The sequence below is a fragment of the Pedococcus aerophilus genome (assembly GCF_039532215.1).
Taxonomy (GTDB): Bacteria; Actinomycetota; Actinomycetes; order Actinomycetales; family Dermatophilaceae; genus Pedococcus; species Pedococcus aerophilus.
In genome coordinates, this window is sequence record NZ_BAAARN010000001.1 from 1,044,667 (window position 1) to 1,068,097 (window position 23,431).

At 73.0% G+C, this 23,431-nt stretch carries 24 protein-coding genes; 5 read left to right on the top strand and 19 right to left on the bottom strand.

The features are described from left to right. Window positions 1–23 precede the first annotated feature (23 nt). The 11 genes from smc to ABD286_RS04895 all read right to left on the bottom strand — a co-directional run bounded on the left by smc (window position 24) and on the right by ABD286_RS04895 (window position 10,835). On the bottom strand, window positions 24–3,596 hold the full coding sequence (gene smc / locus ABD286_RS04845; RefSeq protein WP_344190833.1) for a chromosome segregation protein SMC: 3,573 nt from the start codon (window positions 3,594–3,596) through the stop codon (window positions 24–26). Between the two features lie 246 nt (window positions 3,597–3,842). Continuing rightward, window positions 3,843–4,157 (bottom strand): chorismate mutase, encoded by a 315-nt coding sequence (locus ABD286_RS04850; RefSeq protein WP_344190835.1) that lies wholly within the window; start codon window positions 4,155–4,157, stop codon window positions 3,843–3,845. Continuing rightward, complete coding sequence (locus ABD286_RS04855; RefSeq protein WP_344190837.1) at window positions 4,154–4,357, bottom strand: hypothetical protein; 204 nt, start codon at window positions 4,355–4,357, stop codon at window positions 4,154–4,156. Before ABD286_RS04855 ends, ABD286_RS04850 begins: the two co-directional genes overlap by 4 nt. Before the next feature lie 145 nt (window positions 4,358–4,502). Further along, window positions 4,503–4,799, bottom strand: coding sequence for an acylphosphatase (locus ABD286_RS04860; protein ID WP_344190839.1), 297 nt, complete (start codon window positions 4,797–4,799; stop codon window positions 4,503–4,505). Between the two features lie 59 nt (window positions 4,800–4,858). Next, on the bottom strand, window positions 4,859–5,728 hold the full coding sequence (gene mutM / locus ABD286_RS04865) for a bifunctional DNA-formamidopyrimidine glycosylase/DNA-(apurinic or apyrimidinic site) lyase (protein WP_344190841.1): 870 nt from the start codon (window positions 5,726–5,728) through the stop codon (window positions 4,859–4,861). 20 nt (window positions 5,729–5,748) lie between these two features. Next, the gene (gene rnc / locus ABD286_RS04870; protein ID WP_425565314.1) at window positions 5,749–6,636 is read right to left on the bottom strand and encodes a ribonuclease III; all 888 of its coding nucleotides are present in this window, start codon (window positions 6,634–6,636) and stop codon (window positions 5,749–5,751) included. Window positions 6,637–6,650: 14 nt separating this feature from the next. Continuing rightward, the gene (gene rpmF, locus ABD286_RS04875) at window positions 6,651–6,845 is read right to left on the bottom strand and encodes a 50S ribosomal protein L32 (RefSeq protein ID WP_344190843.1); all 195 of its coding nucleotides are present in this window, start codon (window positions 6,843–6,845) and stop codon (window positions 6,651–6,653) included. 1 nt (window position 6,846) lies between these two features. Beyond that, on the bottom strand, window positions 6,847–7,443 hold the full coding sequence (locus tag ABD286_RS04880) for a YceD family protein (protein ID WP_344190845.1): 597 nt from the start codon (window positions 7,441–7,443) through the stop codon (window positions 6,847–6,849). 124 nt (window positions 7,444–7,567) lie between these two features. After that, on the bottom strand, window positions 7,568–9,676 hold the full coding sequence (locus ABD286_RS04885) for an acyltransferase family protein (RefSeq protein ID WP_344193263.1): 2,109 nt from the start codon (window positions 9,674–9,676) through the stop codon (window positions 7,568–7,570). Window positions 9,677–9,689: 13 nt separating this feature from the next. Continuing rightward, on the bottom strand, window positions 9,690–10,220 hold the full coding sequence (gene coaD, locus ABD286_RS04890) for a pantetheine-phosphate adenylyltransferase (protein ID WP_344190847.1): 531 nt from the start codon (window positions 10,218–10,220) through the stop codon (window positions 9,690–9,692). A gap of 60 nt (window positions 10,221–10,280) precedes the next feature. Beyond that, window positions 10,281–10,835: a hemerythrin domain-containing protein gene (locus ABD286_RS04895; protein WP_344190849.1), complete on the bottom strand. Its 555-nt coding sequence runs from the start codon at window positions 10,833–10,835 to the stop codon at window positions 10,281–10,283. A gap of 160 nt (window positions 10,836–10,995) precedes the next feature. On the opposite strand from ABD286_RS04895, the gene ABD286_RS04900 reads away from it, so the two are divergent. Beyond that, window positions 10,996–11,292 carry a hypothetical protein gene (locus tag ABD286_RS04900; protein WP_344190851.1) on the top strand — a complete coding sequence of 99 codons (297 nt, stop codon included), beginning with the start codon at window positions 10,996–10,998 and terminating at the stop codon, window positions 11,290–11,292. 96 nt (window positions 11,293–11,388) lie between these two features. Here the strand turns inward: ABD286_RS04900 and rsmD are convergent, their stop codons facing one another. The 4 genes from rsmD to ABD286_RS04920 are packed head-to-tail and all read right to left on the bottom strand — an operon-like array spanning window position 11,389 to window position 16,823. Further along, entirely contained in the window at window positions 11,389–11,964 is a 576-nt protein-coding gene (rsmD, locus tag ABD286_RS04905; protein WP_344190853.1) for a 16S rRNA (guanine(966)-N(2))-methyltransferase RsmD, read from the bottom strand. A gap of 55 nt (window positions 11,965–12,019) precedes the next feature. Then, window positions 12,020–12,796, bottom strand: coding sequence for an alpha/beta fold hydrolase (locus ABD286_RS04910; RefSeq protein WP_344190855.1), 777 nt, complete (start codon window positions 12,794–12,796; stop codon window positions 12,020–12,022). 44 nt (window positions 12,797–12,840) lie between these two features. Next, entirely contained in the window at window positions 12,841–15,132 is a 2,292-nt protein-coding gene (locus tag ABD286_RS04915; protein WP_344190857.1) for an ATP-dependent DNA helicase RecG, read from the bottom strand. A gap of 2 nt (window positions 15,133–15,134) precedes the next feature. Next, window positions 15,135–16,823, bottom strand: coding sequence for a DAK2 domain-containing protein (locus ABD286_RS04920; RefSeq protein WP_344190859.1), 1,689 nt, complete (start codon window positions 16,821–16,823; stop codon window positions 15,135–15,137). A 165-nt stretch (window positions 16,824–16,988) separates the two neighbouring features. Between ABD286_RS04920 and rpmB the strand changes: the two genes are divergently transcribed. Beyond that, the gene (gene rpmB / locus ABD286_RS04925; protein WP_055814433.1) at window positions 16,989–17,183 is read left to right on the top strand and encodes a 50S ribosomal protein L28; all 195 of its coding nucleotides are present in this window, start codon (window positions 16,989–16,991) and stop codon (window positions 17,181–17,183) included. A 95-nt stretch (window positions 17,184–17,278) separates the two neighbouring features. Here the strand turns inward: rpmB and thiL are convergent, their stop codons facing one another. Beyond that, window positions 17,279–18,253 carry a thiamine-phosphate kinase gene (thiL, locus tag ABD286_RS04930; protein ID WP_344190863.1) on the bottom strand — a complete coding sequence of 325 codons (975 nt, stop codon included), beginning with the start codon at window positions 18,251–18,253 and terminating at the stop codon, window positions 17,279–17,281. A 188-nt stretch (window positions 18,254–18,441) separates the two neighbouring features. Here thiL and ABD286_RS04935 point away from each other — a divergent pair, with 188 nt between their 5' ends. Beyond that, on the top strand, window positions 18,442–18,675 hold the full coding sequence (locus tag ABD286_RS04935) for an Lrp/AsnC family transcriptional regulator (protein ID WP_056915180.1): 234 nt from the start codon (window positions 18,442–18,444) through the stop codon (window positions 18,673–18,675). 7 nt (window positions 18,676–18,682) lie between these two features. Continuing rightward, window positions 18,683–19,162 carry a DUF3515 family protein gene (locus ABD286_RS04940; protein WP_344190865.1) on the top strand — a complete coding sequence of 160 codons (480 nt, stop codon included), beginning with the start codon at window positions 18,683–18,685 and terminating at the stop codon, window positions 19,160–19,162. A gap of 132 nt (window positions 19,163–19,294) precedes the next feature. Here the strand turns inward: ABD286_RS04940 and ABD286_RS04945 are convergent, their stop codons facing one another. Further along, window positions 19,295–20,440: a D-alanine--D-alanine ligase family protein gene (locus tag ABD286_RS04945; protein WP_344190867.1), complete on the bottom strand. Its 1,146-nt coding sequence runs from the start codon at window positions 20,438–20,440 to the stop codon at window positions 19,295–19,297. A gap of 74 nt (window positions 20,441–20,514) precedes the next feature. Here ABD286_RS04945 and ABD286_RS04950 point away from each other — a divergent pair, with 74 nt between their 5' ends. Then, window positions 20,515–21,588 carry a trans-sulfuration enzyme family protein gene (locus ABD286_RS04950; RefSeq protein ID WP_344190869.1) on the top strand — a complete coding sequence of 358 codons (1,074 nt, stop codon included), beginning with the start codon at window positions 20,515–20,517 and terminating at the stop codon, window positions 21,586–21,588. 34 nt (window positions 21,589–21,622) lie between these two features. Here the strand turns inward: ABD286_RS04950 and ABD286_RS04955 are convergent, their stop codons facing one another. Together ABD286_RS04955 and ABD286_RS04960 are read right to left on the bottom strand one after the other, a co-directional pair. Beyond that, window positions 21,623–22,621 (bottom strand): NAD(P)H-dependent glycerol-3-phosphate dehydrogenase, encoded by a 999-nt coding sequence (locus ABD286_RS04955; protein ID WP_344190871.1) that lies wholly within the window; start codon window positions 22,619–22,621, stop codon window positions 21,623–21,625. Then, complete coding sequence (locus tag ABD286_RS04960; RefSeq protein WP_344190873.1) at window positions 22,618–23,379, bottom strand: lysophospholipid acyltransferase family protein; 762 nt, start codon at window positions 23,377–23,379, stop codon at window positions 22,618–22,620. The genes ABD286_RS04955 and ABD286_RS04960 overlap by 4 nt, the downstream gene beginning before the upstream one ends. Window positions 23,380–23,431 lie beyond the last annotated feature (52 nt).

Consider the following 23,431-nt stretch of genomic DNA (forward strand, 5'->3'; position numbering starts at 1 on the left):
GCCATGGGACGCCCGGTCGCTGGTCAGGCGCTCTGGGCCGCCACGTCGCGGATCCGCTGCGAGACCACGGTGGTCACACCGTCACCACGCATGGACACGCCGTACAACGCGTCCGCCACCTCCATGGTGCGCTTCTGGTGGGTGATGACGATGAGCTGGCTGGAGTCGCGCAGCTCCTCGAAGAGGGTGATGAGGCGGCCGAGGTTGGCGTCGTCGAGCGCCGCCTCCACCTCGTCCATGATGTAGAAGGGGCTGGGCCGCGCCTTGAAGATCGACACGAGCAGCGCCACCGCGACGAGCGAGCGCTCGCCACCGGAGAGCAGCGACAGGCGCTTGATCTTCTTGCCGGGCGGGCGGGCCTCGACCTCGATGCCGGTGGTCAGCATGTTCGACGGGTCGGTGAGCGTGAGCTTGCCCTCGCCGCCGGGGAACAGGCGGCCGAACACGCCCTCGAACTGGGCGGCGGTGTCGTGGAACGCCTCGGTGAAGACTCGCTCGACCCGCTCGTCGACCTCCTTGACGATGTCGAGCAGGTCGCGCTTGGACTTCTTGAGGTCCTCGAGCTGGTCGGTGAGGAACTTGTGCCGTTCCTCGAGCGCCGCGAACTCCTCCAGCGCCAGCGGGTTCACCCGACCGAGTGCGCTGAGCCCGCGCTCGGCCTTGCGCAGCCGCTTCTCCTGGACCTCGCGGACGTAGGGCGCCGGCTCGGGCAGGTCGTCCGGGTCGTCGTCGGGTCCGGGTACGTGCGGCACGGGCTGGTGGGGCCCGAAGTCCTCCATGAGGACGGCCGGGTCCATGCCCAGCTCCTCGACGGCCTTGGCCTGCATGGCCTCGATCCGCAGCCGCTGCTGGGTGCGGGCGACCTCGTCGCGGTGGACCGTGTCGGTGAGCTCGCGCAGCTCGTCCTGGAGGGCGCTGACCTCGCGGCGCACCTGCGCGAGGGCCTGGTCGCGCTCGGTGCGCGCGGTCTCGGCGAGGGCGCGCTGCCGGGCTGCGGTGTCGAGGGTGGCCGCCACGAGCGAGACGGCGTATGCCGCGCCGCGACGGACGGCCTCGGCCACCGTGGCCTCGCGCTTGCGGCGCTCCTGGCGCGCCGCGAGCCGCTGCCGGGCGGCCAGTTCGTTGCGGGCGGCTCCCTCCAGGGAGTCGGCGCGGCCCTTGAGCGCGCGGGCGCGCTCCTCCTTGGTGCGCAGCGTGAGGCGCAGCTCGGTCTCGGTCGCCCGCCCGCGGCTGGCGAGAGCCTCGAGGCGGTCGCGCTCGTCGGTGCTCGGGTCCTGCGCCTCGGTCGGCTCGGCGCTGGCCTCGTCGAGGCGCTCGCTCAGGCCGGCGAGCTCGACGCGGTCGGCCTCGAGGGCCTCGGTGGCCGTCGCGATGGTGCGCTCGGTCCGCTCCGCCTCGGCGCGGGCGGCTCGGACGGTCGCGCCGAGCTGCCCGAGGCGCTCGGCCACGGCCGCCATCTTGGCGTCGGAGTCGTGCAGGGCGTCGAGGGCCGCCTCGACGTCGGCGTTCGCCTCGCGGTGCCGCTCCTGCGTGCCGGTGAGGGCGAACCTCGCCTGCTCACCGCGCCGGGTCGCATCGGCCACCCGGTCACGCGTCTCGTCGACGGCGGACTGGATCTCGATGAGGCTCGGGGCGTGGCTGCTGCCTCCGCGGACGAACCCGGGCGCGAAGACGTCGCCGTCGGCCGTGACCGCGGTGACCCCCTCACCACGGGCGACGAGGGCCGCCGCGAGCGCGGGGTCGTCGACGAGGGCGACCCGGTCGAGGAGCTGCTCGACGGCCGGTCGGACGGAGGCGGGCGCCTCGACGACGTCGCGGGCCCAGACCGCCGACCCGTCCAGGGACGGCCACGTCGAGGGGTCGCTGGAGACGGCGGTCTGGCCGACGAGGAACGCCGCCCGGCCCGCGTCGTCCTCGCGCAGGGTGAGCAGGGCCCGCGCGGCGTGGTCGACCGACTGGACGGCGAGGGCGTCGCCGGCCCAGCCGAGCGCTGCGGCGACAGCCGCCTCGTGACCGCCCTTGACCTGCAGGAGCGAGGCGACGGAGCCGACGATGCCGTGGCGGTCGTCCGCGGCGGCGATGAGGGTGGCGGCACCGTCCTTGCGGGACAGGCTCAGCTCGAGCGCCTCGAGCCGGGCCGCGGCGGTGGTGCGGTCACGCTCTGCGGTGCGCTCGGCCTCCTTGAGCTTCTCGACCTCGGCCTCGATGCCCTCGAGGACGGCGGCGGCCTTCTCGTACGCGCTGTCCAGCCCCTCCTCGCCCTCCTCGTCGACGGCGACGGAGGACTCGAGTTGGGCGAACTCGCGCTCGGCGGCCGCAGCCCGCTCCTGGGACTGCTCGACGATCCCGCGCAGGCGGCCGAGCTCGGCCTCCCCTGCCTCGATGCGGCTCCGACGGGCACCGACCTGGCCGGCGAGCTTGGCCAACCCCTCTCGGCGGTCGGCCGCGGCGCGCGCGAGGCGCTGGAGGCGCTGCTGCTCCGCGGCATACGCCTTCTCCGCCTCGGTGCGCTCGGTGATGGCCGCCTCCAGCGCACGAGCGGCTTCGCGGACGTCGGCGAGCAGCGACTCCTCCTGCGTGCGCGCCTCGGCGGCCTGCTTCTTGAGCTCCTCGGGATCGCGACCGGTGGTCTGCTCGTCCTGGCTGTCCTGCGACAGCAGGCGGACCCGCTCGGAGGCGAGCGACTTGGTGGAGGCGAGCTTGTCGCGCAGCTGCTGCAGGGCGAACCAGCGCTCCTGCGCCTTCGTCAGCTCCGGGGCGGCGTCCTGGGCCTGCTGCTCGAGGGTGGCCAGCCGGCTGCGCAGGGTGGCCAGACCTTCCTCGACCTCGGTGCGCTTGGCGATGAGGGCCGACTCGTCGGCGACCTCCTGCTCGAGGGTCGAGGTGAGCTGGACGAGGTCGTCGGCGAGCAGGCGCAGGCGAGCGTCACGCGCGTCGGCCTGGATGCCGGCGGCTCGACGGGCCGCCTCGGCCTGGCGACCGAGCGGGCCGAGCTGGCGGCGGATCTCACCGGTGAGGTCGTTGACCCGGGTGAGGTTGGCCTCCATCGACTCGAGCTTGCGGAGCGCCTTCTCCTTGCGCTTGCGGTGCTTGAGGACCCCGGCGGCCTCCTCGATGAAGCCGCGGCGCTCCTCGGGGGTCGCGCGTAGGACCGCGTCGAGCTGGCCCTGGCCGACGATGACGTGCATCTCGCGGCCGATCCCGCTGTCGGACAACAGCTCCTGGACGTCGAGCAGTCGGCAGGACGTGCCGTTGATGGCGTACTCCGAGCCGCCGTTGCGGAACATGGTCCGCGCGATGGTGACCTCGGTGTAGTCGATCGGCAGCGCGCCGTCGGTGTTGTCGATGGTCAGGGCCACCTCGGCGCGACCGAGCGGCGCGCGGCCGGCGGTCCCGGCGAAGATGACGTCCTCCATCTTGCCGCCGCGCAGGCTCTTGGCACCCTGCTCCCCCATGACCCAGGCGAGCGCGTCGACGACGTTGGACTTGCCGGAGCCGTTGGGCCCGACGATGCACGTGATGCCGGGCTCGAGGCGCATCGTGGTCGCCGAGGCGAAGGACTTGAAGCCCTTCAGGGTCAGGCTCTTGACGTACACGAGCGGGTCGGCTCCTGGGTGAGGGGGCAGGGGGTCGCGATGGGGGTCACGGTCGGGGGACACGGGCGGCGCTGGGTCGGGGCCACCCTACCCGCGGCGGCGGCGTGCTCCCGGGAGCGCGGCCTCCCCTGCGTTGCCTGTGCACCGTGGGGCGTATGGGGCACGTGGGGCGCCCAGGGTGGGGCGCCCAGGGTGGAGCGCCCACGGTGGCGCGCAGGGTACGGCGCCCGGGCTCCAGCCGGCGCCTCAGGACTTGGCGATGCGCTCGTGGTGGTGGATGACCTCGGCGATGACGAAGTTCAGGAACTTCTCGGCGAACGTCGGGTCGAGCCCGGCGGTGTCGGCGAGGTCGCGCAGCCGCCCGATCTGGGACTCCTCCCGCGCGGGGTCCGCGGGCGGCAGACCCTCGCGCGCCTTCAGCTCGCCGACCTGCTGGGTGCACTTGAAGCGCTCGGCGAGCAGGTGGATCAGGGCGGCGTCGATGTTGTCGATGCTCGCGCGCAGGCGCAGCAGGTCGGCAGACGTGGCGCCGGTGTCGGGCGGTGTGGCGGGCTGGGTCACCCGGCAATCGTAGGCGCGCCGGCACCTACGACGTCCTCGTGTCTCACCCGCTCCCGCGCTGCTTCGCGCAGCAGGTCGTTGTCGCGCTGGAGGCGGTCGACGAGGTGTTCGAGGTCGGACACGCGGCGGCGCAGCTCGAGGGTCTCGAGCTGCAGGCGCGGGTCGTGGGCGACGCGGTAGCCGACGAGGGCCTTGGCCATGGTGACTCCTTGGAGACGGCGGTGCGCCGTCGGGGATGTGCCGTCGGGGTGAGCCGGGGGGACCGTCTCTCAGCGTGACAGCCCCGCCAACGCCGGTCAATGGACGATCTGGGGCCCGTCCCCACGGAACCGGCCCGACCGCTCCCTACTTCTCGACGAACCCCGAGATGCCCTCGCGCGGTGCCCCGAACGACGTCACGCAGGTCTGCACCTCACCGGGTCGCAGGTGCTGCGACGGCTTCTCCTCCAGCAGCCCGATCAACCGGCGCACACTGTCCTGCTCGCCCTGGGCGACGACCTCGACCCGGCCGTCACCGGCGTTGCGCGCGTGGCCGACGAGGCCAAGCTCGAGGGCGCGGGCCCGCACCCACCAGCGGAACCCCACACCCTGCACACGACCGTGCACCCAGATGACTGCTCGCGCGGGACCGTCGTGGTCCATCTGCACCACCCCTCTCGAGTCAGTTGTACCGCCGTGACGGCCCTGCTGTCAGCCCACGGTCAGCCGCGCACCGGCCGCGGTCGCGGCTGGCACCGTGGACACGAGAACGACGAGCGGTTCATGAAGGCCTCGCGCCGGATCGGTGTGCCGCACCGGTCGCACGGTCGCCCCTCCTGGCCGTATGCGTGCAGCGAGCGGTCGAAGTACCCTGAGGCGCCGTTCACGTTGACGTACAACGCATCGAAGCTCGTGCCGCCCTGCCCCAGCGCCTCGAGCATGACCTCGCGCGCGTGGTCGAGGATGCGCGACAACGTGGGTTTGGTGAGCGCCGAGCAGAGTCGCGCACCGTGCACCTGGGCACGCCACAGCGCCTCGTCGGCGTAGATGTTGCCGACACCCGAGACGAGGGTCTGGTCCAGCAGGGCGCGCTTGACGGCGACCGCCTTGCCCTTCATCCGGCGCACCACGGCAGCCGCGTCGTACGCCGCCTCCAGCGGGTCGGGGGCGATGTGGGCCACCGGCTCGGGCACGCCGTCGGGGGTGAGCTCCGCGAGCGCCATACCCCCGAACGTCCGCTGGTCGACGAACCTGAGCTGGGGTCCGTCGTCGGCGAAGTCGAAGACCGCGTGCAGGTGCTTCTCGGGCGGGGCGTCCGGGGGCTCGACGAGCAGCTGCCCGCTCATGCCCAGGTGCGCGATCAGCCCCTGCCGCGACCCGTCCGGGGTCCGCAGGACGAGCCAGAGGTACTTGCCGCGGCGCCTCGCCTGCTCGACGTGGTTGCCCGTGATCCGCTCGGCGAGGTCGAGCGGTCCCGGCAGGTGCCGGCGGGCGACGCGGGCACCGCGGAACTCGGCCCGCTCGATGGTGCGGCCGACGACGTGGTCGGCCAGCCCGCGACGGACCACCTCGACCTCGGGCAGCTCAGGCACGGCGTATGGCGACCGCTCGCCTAGGAGGGCGAGCCCGCCACGGTGTCGTCGTCGGACGACCCGTGCCCGGCGATCGCCGCGGTGGCCGCGACCGCGGCCTGGGTCGCTGCCGCCTTCGCCGCGGCAGCCTTCGCGACGGCCTCGGCCCGCGCGGCCTCGGCGGCCGCGGCCTCGGCGGCGCGGGTGCTCAGGGTGCGCCACGCGAGCTCGGCAGCCTTCTGCTCGGCTTCCTTCTTGGACCGACCGGTGCCGGCGCCGAGCACCTCGGCCGCGACGACCGCGTGGGCATGGAAGGTCTTCTCGTGGTCGGGACCCTCCTCCTCGACGCGGTACTCGGGGACACCGAGCGACGCCGCCGCCGACAGCTCCTGGAGGCTGGTCTTCCAGTCGAGTCCGGCGCCGAGGGTGGCGCTGGCGGCCATCAGCGGGTCCAGCAGGTGGTGCACGAGGGTCGCGGCGGCGTCCATCCCCGCGGACAGGTAGACGGTGCCGATGACGGCTTCCATCGTGTCGGCGAGGATCGAGGCCTTGTCACGACCGCCGGTGGTCTCCTCACCACGTCCGAGCAGGACGTGGTCGCCGAGGCCCAGGGTGCGCGCGACGTCGGCGAGGGCACGCATGTTGACGACGGCCGCACGAAGCTTCGCGAGCTGCCCCTCGGGCAGGTCGGGGTGCGTCGTGTAGAGCGTGTCGGTGACGACCAGCCCCAGCACCGAGTCGCCGAGGAACTCGAGGCGCTCGTTGTTGGGCAGGCCGCCGTTCTCGTACGCGTACGAGCGATGCGTCAGGGCGCGCAGGAGCAGCGACTCGTCGACCGGACCACCCACCACCTCGGTGAGGTGCTGGACGAACCCGTCGACGGGCCGCTGCGTCTCGCTGTCCCCCGTGGGGGACGGAGTGGAACTCACGCGAGAGTCGGGACTCAGCCCTGGTGCTCGGTGCGCTCGGCGACCGTGTAGTGGCGACCCTTGTAGGTGCCACAGGACGGGCACGCGATGTGCGGCTGCATCTGGGCCTTGCACTGGGGGCACACGGTGAGCGTGGTCGCCGTCGTCTTCCAGTTCGCGCGACGCGAACGGGTGTTGGAGCGCGACGTCTTCCGCTTCGGGACAGCCACGTCAGTTCCTCTTCTCTTCGATGGTGCTCTGGGTGGTGGTGCTGACATCGGTGGCCAGCGCGTTGAGCGCAGCCCACCGGGGGTCGATCACATCGTGCTGGTGGTCCGGATCGTCGGCCAGGCGTTCTCCGCACTCGGAGCACAGTCCCGGACAGTCCTCGCGGCACACCGGCTGGAACGGCAGTGCGGGCACCACCGTGTCCAGGAGCACGGACTCGAGGTCGAACAGGTCGCCCTCGAGGGTGTGCTCCTCGGTCTCGTCGTCGTCCGCCCCCACCTCGCGGTGGTGGGCAGCACGGTCGGCGTAGGCGAACAACTCCTGGAAGTGACCGTCCACGTCGTGGGCGACCGGGTCCAGGCACCGCACGCAGGCGCCGGTTGCCGTGGCGTGGACCGAGCCCGTCACCAGCACGCCCTCGACCACGGACTCGAGCCGCAGCTCGATCTGCATCGGAGCGCCTTGCGGCACCGCGATGACCTCCGTGCCGAAGTCGGCAGGTGTCTCGACGGAACGCTGGACCCGCACCATGGATCCGGGTCGCCGACCGAGGTCCGTGGTGTCGAAGACCAGCGGCGATCGGGGATTGAGGTGTTCCATGGCTCCAGCTGTGTCGAGTGACTCGGCCATGCGCCTCGGATGAGACGTAGACCGACGCACGAGGTTACCGGAGCGCCACCCAGACTCCCAAATGCGCGGGGATCTCCCCTCCCCCGCCCTGACCTCAGCGCGAGGGCGGGGTCGTGCCGCTCGCGGGAGGGAGCGCGTCCAGGGCGGCCCCGAGCCGGCCCGCCAGCGTGCGCACGTACGTGGCGGTGAGGTGGTCCCCGGCCCGGTGGATGGTCACGTGCCCGATGGCCACGGGGCACTGCACCACGGGGCAGATCCAGGGGGTGAGGTCGATGAGGGTGGTGCCGGACTCGTATGCCGCGAGCTGCTGGGCGGGGAGCCCGCTGCCCTCGACCGCGGTCGCCTTGTCGAACGAGCAGAGGGTCAGCTTGCGGGGGTGCCGCGCCGTGCAGACGTCGAGGTCGTCCGGGGACAGCGGGCTGTCGCCGATGACGGCCATCGGCACCCCGAGGTCGGCCACCTCGCCCCAGCGCTGCACCAGGCCCCGGACGAGGGCGTCCCGCGTGGCCGCCTGCCCGTCCCACGCCGTGGCGGCGTACCCGGACGTGAGGAGCAGGTCCGGCGGGTCGGCCTCCAACGCCCGCATCACCCGGGCGTTGAACTCGTCGCACGACGGGTAGGGCTTCCCCGCCTGCTCCGCGGCGCCGGCGGCGAACGCGCACGCCGACTTGCCGTAGGTCACGATGCGCCAGCCGCGCTGCGGCGCCAGCCGCTCGAGGGCCGGCAGCCACTGCATGGCCTTGGAGTCCCCCACCAGCGCCACGGTCACCGGTCCGTCGGCGACCCCGAACTCGCACGGGACGGGGTCGGCGGTGAGGCGGTCCACCTGGCACCGGTCGACGTCCGCTGCGGGGCGGTCCTTGCCGGCCAGCTGGGGGTCCGGGGTGAGCCATTCCCAGTCGTCGACGACGTAGCCCGAGGGGTCGGTGCTCAGCGGGGACGTCAGCGTCGCGGCGCCGAGCTGGTCGATGGATGGCGTCGCGCCGGCCAACGGCGTCGTCCGGAACGGCGAGGGCGCCTGCAGCAGGGGCAGGGCGGCGAGGGCGCCGGTGGCCGACAGCGCCAGACCGACGACGACGGCGCGGCGGGTGTGCGTCGCCAGGGCCTTGCTGTGGTGCACCGGCTGCTCGAGGAACCGGTGGCTCGCCCACGCCGGCAGGACCGACAGCACGACGACCCCGACCTTGAGCCCGTCCGAGAGCCCGTCGAGGGCCCACTCGGTGAGGATCACGGTCGGCCAGTGCCAGAGGTAGATCGAGTAGGACAGACCACCGATCCACACCATCGGCCGGGTGCCGAGCACCCGCACCGGACCGGCGCCCGCACCGGTCCAACCGGCCCAGAGGACCGCCGCGACCCCGAGCGTCGGGACGAGGGTCCAGGGGCCGGGGGTCGTGGCGCCGGAAGGGAGCCACACCGCGGTGCCCAGGACCGCGGCGAGACCGAGCCAACCCACGGCGGCGGGCAGAACCCCGCCCTCCAGTGGTGGCCCTGTCGCTGGGTCGCGATTGCGCTCACGGGCCGCGATCCACACCGCGAGCCCCGCGCCGACACCGAGCTCCCACGCACGGGTCGTGGTGACGAAGTACGCCCGGTCCGGGTCGAGGGCACTGAGCCACACGCCGTACGCGAACGAGGGCACTGCCAGCGCGGCGAGCATCAGGCCGACCGCGCGCAGGGACGGGCGCCGGCCGAACCGGCGCAGGACGTAGGCCAGGGCGATGAGCGCGAGCGGCCAGACGACGTAGAACTGCTCCTCGACGGCCAGCGACCAGAAGTGCTGGACCGGCGACGGACGGGCGTCGGAGGCGAGGTAGTCGACGGCGCGGTGGGCGAACACCCAGTTGACGACGTAGAGGGCGGCGCCGGCGATGTCGGCGCCGATCTCGCGCCGGCGCAGACCGGGGACCACGAACCACGTGACGGCCGCGGTCACGACGAGGACGAGGATGGCGGCCGGCAGGAGGCGGCGGACCCGTCGACCGACGAAGCGCGCCCAGGCGATCGTCCCGGTGTCCAGCAGCTCGCGCACGAGGATGCCGGTGATGAGGAAGCCGGAGATGACGAAGAAGACATCGACCCCGAGGAAGCCGTTCTTCAGCGGGAGCCCGGCGTGGTAGATCAGGACGAGCAGGACGGCGACCGCCCGCAGCCCCTCGATGTCCGGGCGGAAGCGCTCCGGCCGGCGGGTTCGTGCGGTCAGCTGACTGCTCCTGTCACTGCTGGTGCAGACGGGCCACGAGGGCGTCCCGCACCCGGTCGGTCACGAGGCCGGTGACGTCGCCGCCGTAGCGGGCCACCTCCTTGACCAGCGAGCTGGAGACGTGGCCGAAGGCCGGGTCCCCGGGCAGGAACACCGTCTCGACACCGCTGAGGTGACGGTTCATCAGCGCCATCGGGAGCTCGTAGGCGAAGTCGACGTCGCTGCGCAGGCCCTTGACCACGACCTGCGCGCCCACCGCGGCGCACACGTCGACGAGCAGCTGGCCGCCGAAGACCTCCACGCGGACGCCGGGCAGCCCGCCGAGGGCGTCCTCGATGAGCTCGCGACGCTCGTCAGGGGTGAAGACGCCCTGCTTGGCAGGGTTGTGCAGCACCGCGACGACGACCTCGTCGTGCAGCGCCGCGGCGCGCCGGATGACGTCGACGTGGCCCAGGGTCACCGGGTCGTAGGAGCCGGGACAGACCGCCCGTCGCAGGGCTCCGGTGGCCGGGGTGGGCGCAGGGCCGGGCGCGGGGCTGGTCACAGCGGAACGCTAGCAGCGCCGGCCCCGCACCCACCGGTCACGCGCAGCCCTCGACGACGCTCACTCGTCCTCGTCGTCAGCCGGGAGGAGCCCATCCTTGTGGGCCTTGGCCACGATCTCGCGCACGTTGGTGAGCGAGCCGGCGCCCTCGTCGAGCAGGCGGTTGCGCTCGGCCGTCCACTTCGCGCCGAGGTCTTCGCGGACCTCCTGCGACACCTCGGTGCGCGCGGGGTTGAGGATGGTCTGCTCCTCCTCGCCGATGTGGTGGTTCAGCGCGGTGGCGAGGTCCTCGACGGCGTCGTCGAACTTCTGGGTGTCGGTGCCCTTGCACTCCAAGAGGGCGAGCAGCGCCTCGTTGCCCTCGGCGTGCTCCTCCTCGCCGTGCTCGGCCTCGTGGTCGGTGATGGCGTCCTTGCGCTGGAGGTTGGGGTAGACCTTCGACTCCTCGGCCTCGCCGTGGGCGATGAGGACCGCGGACAGGGCGGCGCGGGCCGCCTCGCGGTCGGCCGTGGCGTCGCGCAGGTCGCGCAGCAGGGCTTCGAACAGGCGGTGGTCCTCGAGGATGAGCTCGACGACGTCACCGGAGGTGGGGCGGGGGATCTCGTAGTCCGTCATGGCTCCAGCCTTCCTCACCTGCGACGACTCCACACCTCCGGGACGGCCCCGCGAACCGGTCCCACCCACCGGACGCCCGGTTTGAGACCTTTGCGTGCCTGCGAGACGGTGGAGACGTCCTGACCTCATGGGCCGAACTCCACCGACAGAGAGGGAGCACATGCTCACCCTGACCGAGAACGCCAGCACGATCGTCAAGACCCTGGTCGACCAGACGGAGGTCGGCGACGACGCCGGTCTGCGCTTCAGCCAGGAGGACCCGGCCGCGGGAGCCCTCACCGTGACCACCTCGGAGCAGCCCGTCCCCGGCGACGCCGTCGTCGAGAGCGACGGCGCGAAGGTCTTCCTCGACGAGACCGCGGCGGTCGCGCTCGCCGACCAGGTCCTCGACGCGAACGTCGACCAGTCCGGTGCGGTGCAGTTCAGCATCATCCCCTCGGCGGCACCGACCGCCTGAGGCACCTGCACGGCACGAGGGCCCGGAACCAGCTCGGTTCCCGGGCCCTCGTCGCGTCCGCACCGGCCCTCACGCACGCGCGGGACGCCATACGGCTCAGGCGATCTCGTCCGGCACCCGGGGGCCGGCGAACCAGATCTTCGTCTCCCCGTAGCGCCGCTCCCCCTCCGGCTCCCAGTCCGCGGGCCACCGCGGCTCGGGCGTCCGCGACGAGCGCTCGACGACGACGAGCGCATCGTCGGTGAGCCACTGCTGCTCGGCCAGCAGGACCAGGTCGGCGGCGAGCTCGTCCTCGGTGAGGGCGTACGGCGGGTCGCTGAACACCAGGGAGCACGGCGCCGCCGGTGGGGTCGCGAGCACCCTGGCCACCGTGGACTGCCGGACCACCGCGCCGGGTATGCCGATCGCCTCGGCGTTCGCGCGCGTCACCTTCGCGGCGGCCTTGTCCGACTCCACGAGCAGGACCGAGGACGCGCCCCGGCTCAACGCCTCCAGCCCGAGGGCGCCCGAGCCGGCGTAGAGGTCGAGGACCCGCGCGCCGGCGAGCACCTCGAGGTGCTCGAGCCGGGAGAACAGCGCCTCGCGCACCCGGTCGCTCGTGGGGCGGGTGCCCGCACCGGGAGGCGTGGCCAGTCGTAGTCCGCCGGCCCGGCCGCTGATGATCCGCGTCACGGCAGGACCGTAACAGCGCGACGTGGTCCGGCTCCTGCACGTGCCGCGTCGGAACTCAGGGCTGGTGGACCGCCGGGTCGTCGCGCAGGACGTCGAGCAGCAGCGCGAGCACGGCGTCGGGGCGCTCCAGCGACGGCAGGTGGCCGGCCCAGTCGAGCACGACCGACTCGGCGCCCGGGATCTCCCGGGCCAGCACCTCGGCGACCTGCGTGAACAGGTCGAGGTCCAGGGCGCCCGAGACCACCACGGTGTCCACCGCGATCGCGGAGAGGTCCACGTCCACGCGCCGCGGCGACGGCGGCGGGTCCTGCTCGTCGGCCGCGATCTGCACCTCGAACGCATGGCGTTGCATCTCGACGAGGTGGTCGCGGGTGGCCGCCCTCGCGTCCGGCCCCAGGAACGTGCGCACGTTGAGCTCGGTCGCCCCCTCGACGTCACCAGCCTCGAGGAGCCGGTCCTCCTCGGCGCCGAACGCCCGGACGTCCGCGGTCGGCTCCACCCCTCGGTATGCCGCGCAGAGGAGCACGAGGGACGACACCCTCCCGGGGTGCAGGGTCGCCAGCTCGAGCGCCACCCTGCCTCCGAAGCTCGACCCGACCACCGCGGCGGACTCGATGCCCAGGTGGTCGAGCAGCGCGTCGAGGTCGTCGGCATCGGCGTACTCGCCGGGCGGGAGCGGCGTCTGGCCGAACCCGCGGAAGTCGGGCCGCACCACCGTGAAGCTGTGGCCGAGCGCGGGGACGAGGTCGTCCCACATGCGGCGGTCCGCGACCCCCGAGTGGAGGAGCAGGACCGCCGGGCCGGAGCCCGAGACGTCGTGGGAGAGCAGCATCTCGCCACCCTAGGGGCCGGGGCCGCGCCGTGGCTCCCGGGTTTTCAGCCGCGTTCGAGGAAGGCGGCCTGCTCGGCGTCGAGGCGGTCGGCGACAGCGGCGGCGAGCTCGGGGTGCTTCGTCAGCTCGGGGTCGCGGGCGATCAGCGCGGTCGCGTCGTCGCGCGCCTCGAGGATGATCTCCTCGTCGCGCACCAGCGACAGGAACCGGAAGCTCCCCCGGCCCATGGCCCGCCCCGACCGGCCGCCACCGCTCTGCTTCCCGCTGAGGACGTCTCCCGTGCCACGCAGCTGCAGGTCCAGCCGGGCCAGCTCGAACCCGTCCGTCGTCCCGGCCACCGCCTCGAGCCGCTCCATCGACGCCTCGGTCTCCGAGGACGTCATGAGCAGGCACAGGCCCGCGTGCCTGCCTCGACCGACGCGTCCGCGCAGCTGGTGCAGCTGGCTGACCCCGAACCGGTCGGCGTCGACGACGACCATGACGGTGGCGTTGGGGACGTCCACGCCGACCTCGATGACGGTCGTGGAGACGAGGACCTGGATCTCGCCGGCGTTGAACGCCGCCATCACGGCGTCCTTGTCCTCGGGCGCCATCCGGCCGTGCAGCACCGCCAGGGACAAGCCCGCCAGCGCGGGGTTGTCGCGCAGGGCGGCCTCGACGGCGTACACGCTGGCCAGCTCCTTGGGCGCCCCGACGGCAGGCGCGCCTTCGCCGTCGACGGCGGGGTCGCTGTCACCACCGACGTCGTCGTCCTCGGCATCCAGGGATCGCGCCCCGGAGGCCGACACGGGCGCGGTCGGCAGCTCCTCGTCGTCCGCGGTCACGGCACTCCCCGCGGACCCGGACTCGTCACCGATCCGCGGGCACACGACATACGCCTGGCGGCCGGCTCGCACCTCCTCGGCGACGCGCTCCCAGGTGCGCTGGACCCACGCGGCGCGCTCGGACGGGACGACGTGCGTGGCGATGGGCGAGCGGCCGCGTGGCAGCTCCGACAGCGTCGAGGTCTCCATGTCGCCGAACACCGTCATCGTCACGGTCCGCGGGATCGGCGTCGCGGTCATGACGAGGACGTGGGGTGGCTGGGTTCCCTTCTCGCGCAGTGCATCTCGCTGCTCGACGCCGAACCGGTGCTGCTCGTCGACGACGGCGAGCGCGAGGTCCTGGAACTGCACCTTCTCCTGGATCAGCGCGTGCGTGCCGATGACGATGCCGGCGTCGCCGCTCGCGACCTGGAGGAGGTTGGCCCGCCGGGCCGCCGTCGCCTGGCTGCCGGTGAGCAGGGCGACCCGGGTGCCGATGTCGCTGCCTCCGAGCAGGCCGCCCTCCGCGAGGTCGCCGAGCATGGCGGTGATCGACCGGTGGTGCTGTGCCGCAAGGACTTCCGTCGGCGCGAGCAGAGCCGCCTGGCCGCCGGCATCGACGGCGGCGAGCATGGCCCGCAGCGCGATGATCGTCTTGCCCGAGCCGACCTCGCCCTGCAGGAGCCGGTTCATCGGGATGTCGCGCGCCATCTCCGCCGCGAGGGTCTCCCCCACCTCGCGCTGGCCGGCGGTGAGCTCGAACGGCAGCCGCTCGTCGAACGCCGCCAGCAACCCGCCCGCCCTGGGCGTCCGACCGGTCGTGCGGTCGGCGGCCTGACGGGCCCGGCGCTGCGCGAGCAGCGTCTGGAGCACCAGCGCCTCCTCGTAGCGCAGCCGGTGCCGGGCCCGCTGCACCTCGGGGAACGCCGCGGGCACGTGGATCCCCCGCAGCGCCTCGAGCCGTCCGGGGAGTCCGTGGCGCGAGCGCAGGGTCGCGGGGAGCGGGTCGGGCACGGACTCGAGGTGGTCGAACACGATGCGCACGCACTCGGCGACCGACCAGTTCTGCAGGCCCTTGACCTGGAGGTAGACCGGGATCGGACCACGGTCGGTGGCCGATGAGCCCACCGAACCCTCGACCAGCTGGTAGGCCGGGTGTGTCAGCTGCCAGCGCCCGCGGTACAGCCCGACCTCGCCGGCGAACACCGCACGGACCCCGGGCAGCAGGGCGTCCTTGTGCCCCCACGCCTTGAAGAACGCGAGGTCCACGTCGTTGCGGCCGTCGGTGATCGTCACGTTGAGCATCTCGCCGCGGCGCTTCTGCATCCGCCGCGTGACCGAGGTCTTCACCTCGGCCACGGCGACGACGTACTTGCCGACGTGCAGGTCCGACAGGTCGGAGGTGTGCTCGAGGTAGCGGCGCGGCCAGAACTCCAGGAGGTCGCCGACCGTCACGAGGTTGCGGTGCTTGGCCAGCGTCCCGGCCGTCCTCGCCCCGAGGACCTTGTCCAGCTTGGTGTTCTCGTCGACCACGCCTACTCGACTCCCAGCAGCAGGGGGTAGTGCGGCTGGCCACCGTCGATGACGGTGACCTCCACGTCGCGGTGACCACGCTCGATACGGGCTCCGAGCTCCTCGACGAGGCCGTCGGGGGCGCCCTCCCCACCGATGACCGTGACCAGCTCTCCGCCGCTGGACAGGAGGCGGTGGACGACGTCGAGGGCCACCTCCGCGATGTCGTGGCCGACGATGACCACGTCGCCACCGACGGCGCCGAGGACGTCACCCGCCTCGCACGGACCGGCGCTGGTCAGGGCCTGCTTGCTCGCGAGCGCGACCGCGCCGTGTCGGGTGGCCGCCGCCGCGTGGCTCATCTCGGCAGCGTTGCGGGACGCCGAGGCGTGCTCGTCGAAGACCGCGAACGCCGCGAGCCCCTGCACCGCCGTCCGCGAGCGCACGAGGTGGACGTCGAGGCCCTCCTGCTCGGCGGCGCTCGCTGCTGCGCGGGCGGCCATCTCGGTGTCGCGGTCGTTGGGCAGGACGATGACGGACAGGGCGTGCGAGGCACGGATGGCGTCGAGCAGCTGGCCGGCCGAGGCGCGGTTGCCGGGGCCGCTGGTCACGACGACGGCCCCGGCCCCTTCGAACACCTCGGCCAGACCCGGCCCGGCCGCGCAGGCGACCACGGCCACGCCGGTGGCGGGCTGGCGGTGGGCGACCTGGTCGGCGAAGTGCGTGACGCGGACGCGGTAGGGCCGCCCGGCATCGAGCCCGGCCTCGATGGCGGCACCGACGTCGTCGACGTGCACGTGGACGTTCCAGAGGTCGGGTCCGCCGACGACGAGGAGGGAGTCGCCGAGCCCGTCGAGGACCTCGCGCAGGGTCGCCGCCCGTTCCTCGTCGCTGTCGCGGAGCAGGTACATCACCTCGTACGCCGGCCCGCCGGGCGTCCCGTCGTGACCGCTCGTGGGGGCTCCGCCGGTGCGCCCCATGGGCTCGACCGGGCCGCCCTGGCGGCTCCACTCCTCGCGCCGACGCATGGACGGGTCCTCGGCGAACGGCTCCATCCGCTCCCCGACGTGGGCCCCGTCCTGGTGCACCACGCGCGCGAGCGCCTCGAGCAGCAGCAGGTATCCAGCCGCGCCGGCGTCGACGACCCCGGCGCGTTCCAGCGCGGCCAGCTGGCCGGTGGTCGCCCGGAGCGCCTCGGTCGCCGCGTCGAGGGCGGCCTCCGCGACGGCGGCCAGTCCCTCGTCGACCCGTGCCGCGCCGGCCTCCGCCGCAGCCCTGGCGACCGTGAGGATGGTGCCCTCCTCCGGCCGGGTGACGCTGGCGTACGCCCGGGCGCTGGCCCGGGCCAGTCCGTCGGCGATGACCTCGGCACCGGCCTGCGGCTGCCCGCTCTCGGCGATCGCCTCGGCGAAACCGCGCACCAGCTGGCTGAGGATGACGCCGGAGTTGCCCCGGGCCGTGAGCAGCATGGAGCGCGACAGCGACGAGCACTCCTGCTCCAGGGTGGCCGTGCCGAGGATGCCGGCCTTCTCGTGCTCGGCCCGCACCGAGTCCAGGGCGGCGTCGAGGGTGAGGTAGAGGTTGGTGCCCGTGTCACCGTCCGGGACGGGGAAGACGTTGAGCGCGTCGATCTCCGCACGACGGGCCGCGAAGGCCATCCGCGTGAGCACGGCCCACCGCCGCGCATCGACGGCGGACAGGGCTTCGAGCACGGTGGCAGGCTAGTGCCCAGCACCGTCCGGAGCCTCGTTTTGGTCGCAGCACCTGTCCTCGGCTACTCTTGACCGGTTCCCGTGGTCCTTCGTGGTGCTTCATTGCGCCCGCTTCCGGCCCGGGACATTCCAAGTCTTGTCACCATCGAATTTCAGGAGAACCCCGTGGCTGCCAACTGCGACGTCTGCGGCAAGGGACCGAGCTTCGGTCACAACATCTCGCACTCGCACCGCCGCACCAAGCGTCGCTGGAACCCCAACATCCAGCGCGTCAAGGCTCTGGTGGGCGACGCGGGCGTGACCCCGAAGCGTCTCAATGTCTGCACCTCGTGCCTCAAGGCCGGCAAGGTCAAGCGCTGACCCTGCCCGACCGGTACTGATCGAAGCCGACCCTCCCCTTGCGGGACGGTCGGCTTCGTCGTTCCCGGCGGGCGTCGAGCCCGGGTCGATGTCCCTCAACCAGCGAAGTGGTCCCAGCCGCGGGGCTGTTGGGCCACCCCGTCGAGGGTGACGCCCTCGCCCTCCTCCACCCGACCGAGGGGCCGCCACCCGGGTGGCAGGGTCCCAAGGGTCCCGACGAAGGTGGCGAGCAGGCTGTGCTCCTCCCCGCCGGCCAGGACGGACTCGAGCGCCGCGTCGCCGACGGCTTCGCGCAGCACCACGAGATCGGGCTCCAGCAGCGCCGAGTCGAGCGCGAGCCGCACCCCGCTCGCGGCAGCGATCCGCGAACCGTCGCGCAGCAGCCCGTCGGACACGTCGAGCATCGCCGTCGCTCCCCCGTCCGCCGCTGCGGCTCCGGCCACCACGTCGACCACCGGCCGCAGGTGGTGCGCCACGCAGGCACCTCGCGCCCCGTCGGTCTCGCCACGGGCCCCGGCTTCCTGCTGGAGCAGCAGGAGCCCGGCCGCCGAGCGACCCAGCGTCCCGTGCACCGCGACCGTGTCGCCCGGGCGGGCGCCGCTGCGCAGGACCGCGGCGCGTCCCCGGAGGTCGCCGAGCGCCGTGATCGAGACCATCACGGTGCCGCTGGGCGCCGACGAGAGGTCGCCACCGGCGACCGCCACCCCGGCGTCGGTGGCCAGGTCACCGAGGGTCCGCGCGAACTCGACCGCCCAGTCGGCGGGCGTCGCAGGGTCGGCCACGAGGGTGACCACGAGCGAGGTGGGGGTCGCCCCCATGGCGGCGACGTCGGCGACGTTCTGCGTGAACACCTTGGTCGCCACGTCCGCGGCGGTCGACCACTCGTCCAGCCAGTCGCGGCCGCGCACCATGGCGTCGGTCGTCACGACCACGGAGCCGCCGGAGACCAGCACCGCCGCGTCGTCGCCCGGTCCCACCAGCACGCCCTCGCGAGCGGGGAAGAACGGGAAGATCTCGGCGAGCAGCGACGCCTCCGAGACCTGCGCCAGCGTACGACCGGCCGTGACCATGACTTGACCTCCTCGTGACAGCCCGGGGAAGACGGCCGGGACACCGGCACGGTAGCGTCTGCCCTGGCCGTGGCGCTTCGCCACGGTCTGGTTCTCTCGGGACGCCGATGTCCCGGCCAACCGGACAGGCCATGTCGTCCCCGACGGCATGACGTGTTCCATCTTCGACAGAAGTGAGGCGCTCAGTGGTGGTCCAGGCCTACATCCTGATCCAGACCGAAGTCGGCAAGGCGGCGACCGTCGCAGAAGCCATCGCCGGTATCGCCGGTGTGGTCCTGGCCGAGGACGTCACCGGTCCCTACGACGTGATCGCGCGCGTCGAGGCCAACACCGTGGACGAGCTGGGCAAGCTCGTCATCGCCAAGATCCAGGACGTCCCGGGCATCACCCGGACCCTGACGTGCACCGTCGTCCACGTCTGACCTGACCGTGCACCGCGCCGCCCGTCGGCGCCTGATCGTCGCCGCCGCCGGCCTCCTCGTCCTCGGGGTGGCCGGCGGTGTGCTGTATGCCGTGCAGTCGCCCGAGGGGATCGCTGCACCCGCCCACGTGGCCGCGTGCGAGTCCCCCATGAGCCAGCTGCCCCGCAGCGTCGGCGGGCAGCCGTCCACCGAGGCCACCGTCGCCGAGGGCACCGACCCCCGTGACGTGCGCCAGTGGGGCGACCCCGCCATCATCGCCACCTGCGGCTGGCCCGCCCTCGGTCCCACGACGGACCAGTGCCTCGACGTCGACGGCGTCGACTGGGTCGCCGCCCCGCTCACCGACGGCACCCGCTTCACCACGTTCGGCCGCGACCCCGCAATCGAGGTCCTCGTGCCCAGGGCCTACGACCCCGCCCCACTGCTGCTCCCCGCCTTCGGCGCCGCCGCCAAGGCCCTCCCGAGCAACAACCGCACCTGCAGCTAGCCCTCGCCGTCGCTCACTGAGCGCCAACCGTCACCTCGGCCGCGCCATACCGACAGTTCCTGCTCACTGAGCCCACGAGCCGAGCGGAGTGCCCCCTGCCCACCCCGCGGCAGAGGGACGGTCAGCCCGCGACTACCGGAGGCCGACGGGGCGGGTCAGGGCGAGCTGGAGGAGCTCGTCGATCAGCTCGGGGTAGCTGAGCCCGGTCGCCTGCCACATCTGCGGGTACATCGAGTGCGGCGTGAACCCGGGCATCGTGTTGATCTCGTTGACCACGACGTCACCTGACTCGGTGTAGAAGCAGTCGACCCGCGCCAGCCCCTCGCAGCCCAGCGCCTCGAAGGCCTCGCGGGCCAGCCGCTGGACCTCCTCGGCGATCGCGTCGGGGACGTTGGCGGGGCAGGACAGGACGGCACCGTCGTCGAGGTACTTGGCCTCGAAGTCGTAGAACTCGTGCCCACCGCCGGCGGTCACCTCGATCTCACCGACGTGCGAGACGCGCGGGGCGTCGGTGCCGCGGCCCTGCAGGACGGCGCACTCGATCTCGCGGCCGACGATCCCCTGCTCCACGACGACCTTGAGGTCGTGGGTGCGCGCCTCCTCGATCGCGGCCTCGAGGGCCTCGGGGTGCGAGACCTTGGAGATGCCCATGCTCGACCCGGCCCGGGCCGGCTTGACGAACACGGGGTAGGTCAGCGCGGCCACGGCATCCATCGCCGCCGCCTTGTCGCGCTGCCACTGGGCGTTGGTGATGACGACGTACGGACCGACCGGCAGCCCGGCCCCCGCGAAGAGCACCTTCATGTGGTGCTTGTCCATGCCGGCGGCGGACGCGAAGACCCCCGAGCCGACGTAGCGGATGTCGGCCATCTCGAGCATGCCCTGGATGGTGCCGTCCTCACCGAACGGCCCGTGCAGCAACGGCAGCACGACATCGACCTCACCCAGGTCGCGCGGCACCTCGCTCGGCTCGAGGCTCACGAGGGTGCGGTCGGTGGTGGCCAGCGGGACGACCACACCGGCGCCCTCGGACGAGACCTCCGGCGTGCGGTCGGCCGTCAGCTCGAGCCGCTGCGGGTCACCGTCGGTGAGCACCCAGTGCCCGTCGCGCGAGATGCCGATGGGGACGATGTCGTAGGCGTCGCGGTCGATCGCGCGCATGACACCGGCCGCGGTCGCGCAGGACACCGCGTGCTCCGAGGAGCGCCCGCCGAAGACGATGGCGACGCGGGGCTTCCGGGCGGGCGTGCGGGGGGCTGCGGGCTGGTCCGTGGTCATCGCGGACGAGCGTATCCCGCTCACCGGGCGGGCACGCAGCACGGCTCGCGGGCGACGCCGCCTACGCTGACGGGGTGAGTCACGAGCAGCTGTCCCCCGCCTCCCGCGTCGTCGCCCTGGGCCGCCAGCCCCGTGTCCCCGGAGCCGGCGTCAACGCGCCGCTGGAGTTCTCCTCGACCTACATCGCCGACGGTCCGGTCAACTACGCCCGCGTCGGCAACCCGACGTGGACGGCCTTCGAAGAGGCCCTGGGTGCCCTCGAGGGTGGCGACGCGCTCGTCTTCGCCTCGGGCATGGCAGCGGTCTCCGCCGCGATCTCGCTCGTCCCCCACGGCGGGGCCGTCGTCGTCCCGCACCACGCGTACAACGGGACCACCGCGCTGCTCGACCAGCTCGCCGGCACCGGCGCGGCCCAGGTCCGCCGGGTCGACCCCACGGACCAGGCGGCCGTGCGCACCGCCCTGGACGGCGCCGCCATGCTGTGGCTCGAGTCGCCCACCAACCCCATGCTCGAGGTGTCGGACGTGCGGGCGCTCTCCGCGATGGCCCGTGAGGCCGGCGCGATCACGGTGTGCGACAACACCTTCGCCACCCCGTTGGTGCAGCGTCCCCTCGAGGACGGCGTCGACGTCGTCCTGCACTCGGTCACCAAGTACCTGTCCGGTCACTCCGACGTCATCCTCGGTGCCCTCGTCACGGCCGCCACCGAGGCCGGGGACGGGCTGCGCGCGCGACTGTCGACCGCGCGCACGCTCGGAGGCGCCATCGCCGGACCGATGGAGACCTGGCTGGCCCTGCGCGGGCTGCGCACCCTGCACGTGCGGCTCGAACGGGCCACCGCCAACGCCCGCGAGCTCGCCGGTCGGCTCGACGGCCACCCCGGTGTGGAGACGGCGCGCTACCCGGGCTTCGGGGCGATCATCGCGATCGAGGTGCCGGGTGGGGCCGACGGAGCCGAGCGGGTCGCCGCCGCGACGGACCTGTGGATGCACGCGACCAGCCTCGGCGGGGTCGAGTCCCAGATCGAGCGCCGTCGCCGCCACCCGGCCGAGCCGCAGACCGTGCCGGAGAACCTGCTGCGCCTGTCGGTCGGCATCGAGGACGTCGAGGACCTCTGGCACGACCTCGACCGGGCCCTGCGCGCCTGAGCCCGGCGCGCCCGACGCGCCCGACGCGAAAGACCTACTCCGCCTCGTTCTTCAGGGCGCGGAGCATGAGGGCGCCGACGACCTCCTTGGGGCTTCGGCCGTCGTGCACCACGGCGGCGACCTGCTCGATGATCGGCACCGAGACCCCGTGGTCGTGGGCGAGCTGGAGGATCGACTCGCAGGACTTCACGCCCTCGGCCGTCTGCCGGGTCACGGCGACGACCTCGTCGACGGTCATGCCCTTGCCGAGGTTGAGCCCGAAGGTGCGGTTGCGCGACAGCGGCGACATGCACGTGGCGATGAGGTCGCCCACCCCGGCGAGCCCCGAGAACGTCACGGGGTCGGCACCGAGCTTCATCCCCAGGCGCGAGGTCTCGGCCAGTCCACGAGTGATGATCGAGGCCTTGGAGTTGTCGCCCATGCCCAGGCCCTCGGCCATGCCGACGGCGAGGGCGATGACGTTCTTCACGGCACCACCGAGCTCGACGCCGATCACGTCGCCCGAGGTGTAGGGCCGGAAGTAGGGCGGGTTCGACGCCTCGGCCACCATCTCGGCGATGCGTTCGTCGATGCACGCGATGACGCTGGCCGCCGGCTGCTTCTGGGCGATCTCCTTGGCGAGGTTCGGCCCCGACACGACGACGATGCGCCCGGGCTCGATCCCGCCGGCCTCGGCGATGACCTCGCTCATCCGCTTCGTCGTGCCGAGCTCGACCCCCTTCATCAGGGAGACGATCGCCGCCCGTCGCGGCAGGGCGTGGGCCCACTCGGCGAGGTTGGCCCGCAGCGTCTGCGACGGAACGGCCAGGACGACGATGTCCGCGTCCGCGGCCGCCTCGACCGGGTCGGTCGTCGCGCGGATGCCCTCGGGCAGCCGGATGCCGGGCAGGTAGTCCTCGTTGCTGCCCGCGTTGATCTGGTCGACCATCGCCTGGCGCCGGCCCCACATCGTCACGGGGGTGCCCCCGTCGGCCAGCACCGCTGCATACGCGGTGCCCCAGCTGCCGGTCCCGAAGACCGCAGCCCTGGTCACGAACCCTCCTTCGTCCCGCGGTGGAAGTTGCCGGTCTCGGGCAATCCCGCCTTGCGGGTGTCGAACCGCTCCGCAGGGGCCTTCTCGCCCCGGATCCCCTCGAGCTGCACCGTGATCGCGTCGACGATGCGGTCGGTCGCCTGGCGCAGCAGCGCCCCGGTGACCGGCTGGTCGTAGAGGTCGCTGAGGTCGACCGGCGGACCCGCCGACATCTGCACACGGGTGCGCGGGAACAGCTTCGGCTTCTTGGAGTACGGAGCGAGCATGTCCTGCGGACCCCACTGGGCCACGGGGATGACCGGGCAGCGGGTGGTCAGGGCGATGCGCGCGGCGCCGGTCTTGCCGACCATCGGCCACAGGTCGGGATCGCGGGTGAGCGTGCCCTCGGGGTACACCCCGACGCACTTGCCCTCGTTGACCGCCGCGACCGCCGCGCGGAAGGCATCCGCTGCGCGGCCGGTGTTGCGGTACACCGGGATCTGCTGGGCGCCACGCAGGATCGCGCCGGCCACCGGGATGCGGAAGACCGCCTCCTTGCCGAGGAAGTAGGGCGGGTGGCCGCTGTCGTAGAGGAAGTGCGCGAAGGTGAACGGGTCGGCGTACGACAGGTGGTTCGGGCACACGATGAAGCCCCCCGACGTCGGCAGGTGCTCCGTGCCGCGCCACGTCCGCTTCGTCAGCAGCAGCATCAGGGGTCGCACGATCGCCACCGCCAGGCGGTAGGCGAAGGGCAGGGGGCGTGCGCCGCTGGCGGTCACGAGGGGTCTCCGTGGTGAAACTCGGGGTCGGGGTCGAGTGTGCATCCTCGCG

Excerpts from the sequence above, each read along its gene's own strand:
- ABD286_RS04855 (WP_344190837.1), bottom strand. The coding sequence starts at position 4,357 with ATGGCCAAGGCCCTCGTCGGCTACCGCGTCGCCCACGACCCGCGCCTG.
- ABD286_RS04860 (WP_344190839.1), bottom strand. The coding sequence starts at position 4,799 with ATGGACCACGACGGTCCCGCGCGAGCAGTCATCTGGGTGCACGGTCGT.
- ABD286_RS04880 (WP_344190845.1), bottom strand. The coding sequence starts at position 7,443 with ATGGAACACCTCAATCCCCGATCGCCGCTGGTCTTCGACACCACGGAC.
- ABD286_RS04895 (WP_344190849.1), bottom strand. The coding sequence starts at position 10,835 with ATGACGGACTACGAGATCCCCCGCCCCACCTCCGGTGACGTCGTCGAG.
- ABD286_RS04900 (WP_344190851.1), top strand. The coding sequence starts at position 10,996 with ATGCTCACCCTGACCGAGAACGCCAGCACGATCGTCAAGACCCTGGTC.
- ABD286_RS04910 (WP_344190855.1), bottom strand. The coding sequence starts at position 12,796 with ATGCTGCTCTCCCACGACGTCTCGGGCTCCGGCCCGGCGGTCCTGCTC.
- thiL (WP_344190863.1), bottom strand. The coding sequence starts at position 18,253 with ATGGTCACGGCCGGTCGTACGCTGGCGCAGGTCTCGGAGGCGTCGCTG.
- ABD286_RS04945 (WP_344190867.1), bottom strand. The coding sequence starts at position 20,440 with ATGACCACGGACCAGCCCGCAGCCCCCCGCACGCCCGCCCGGAAGCCC.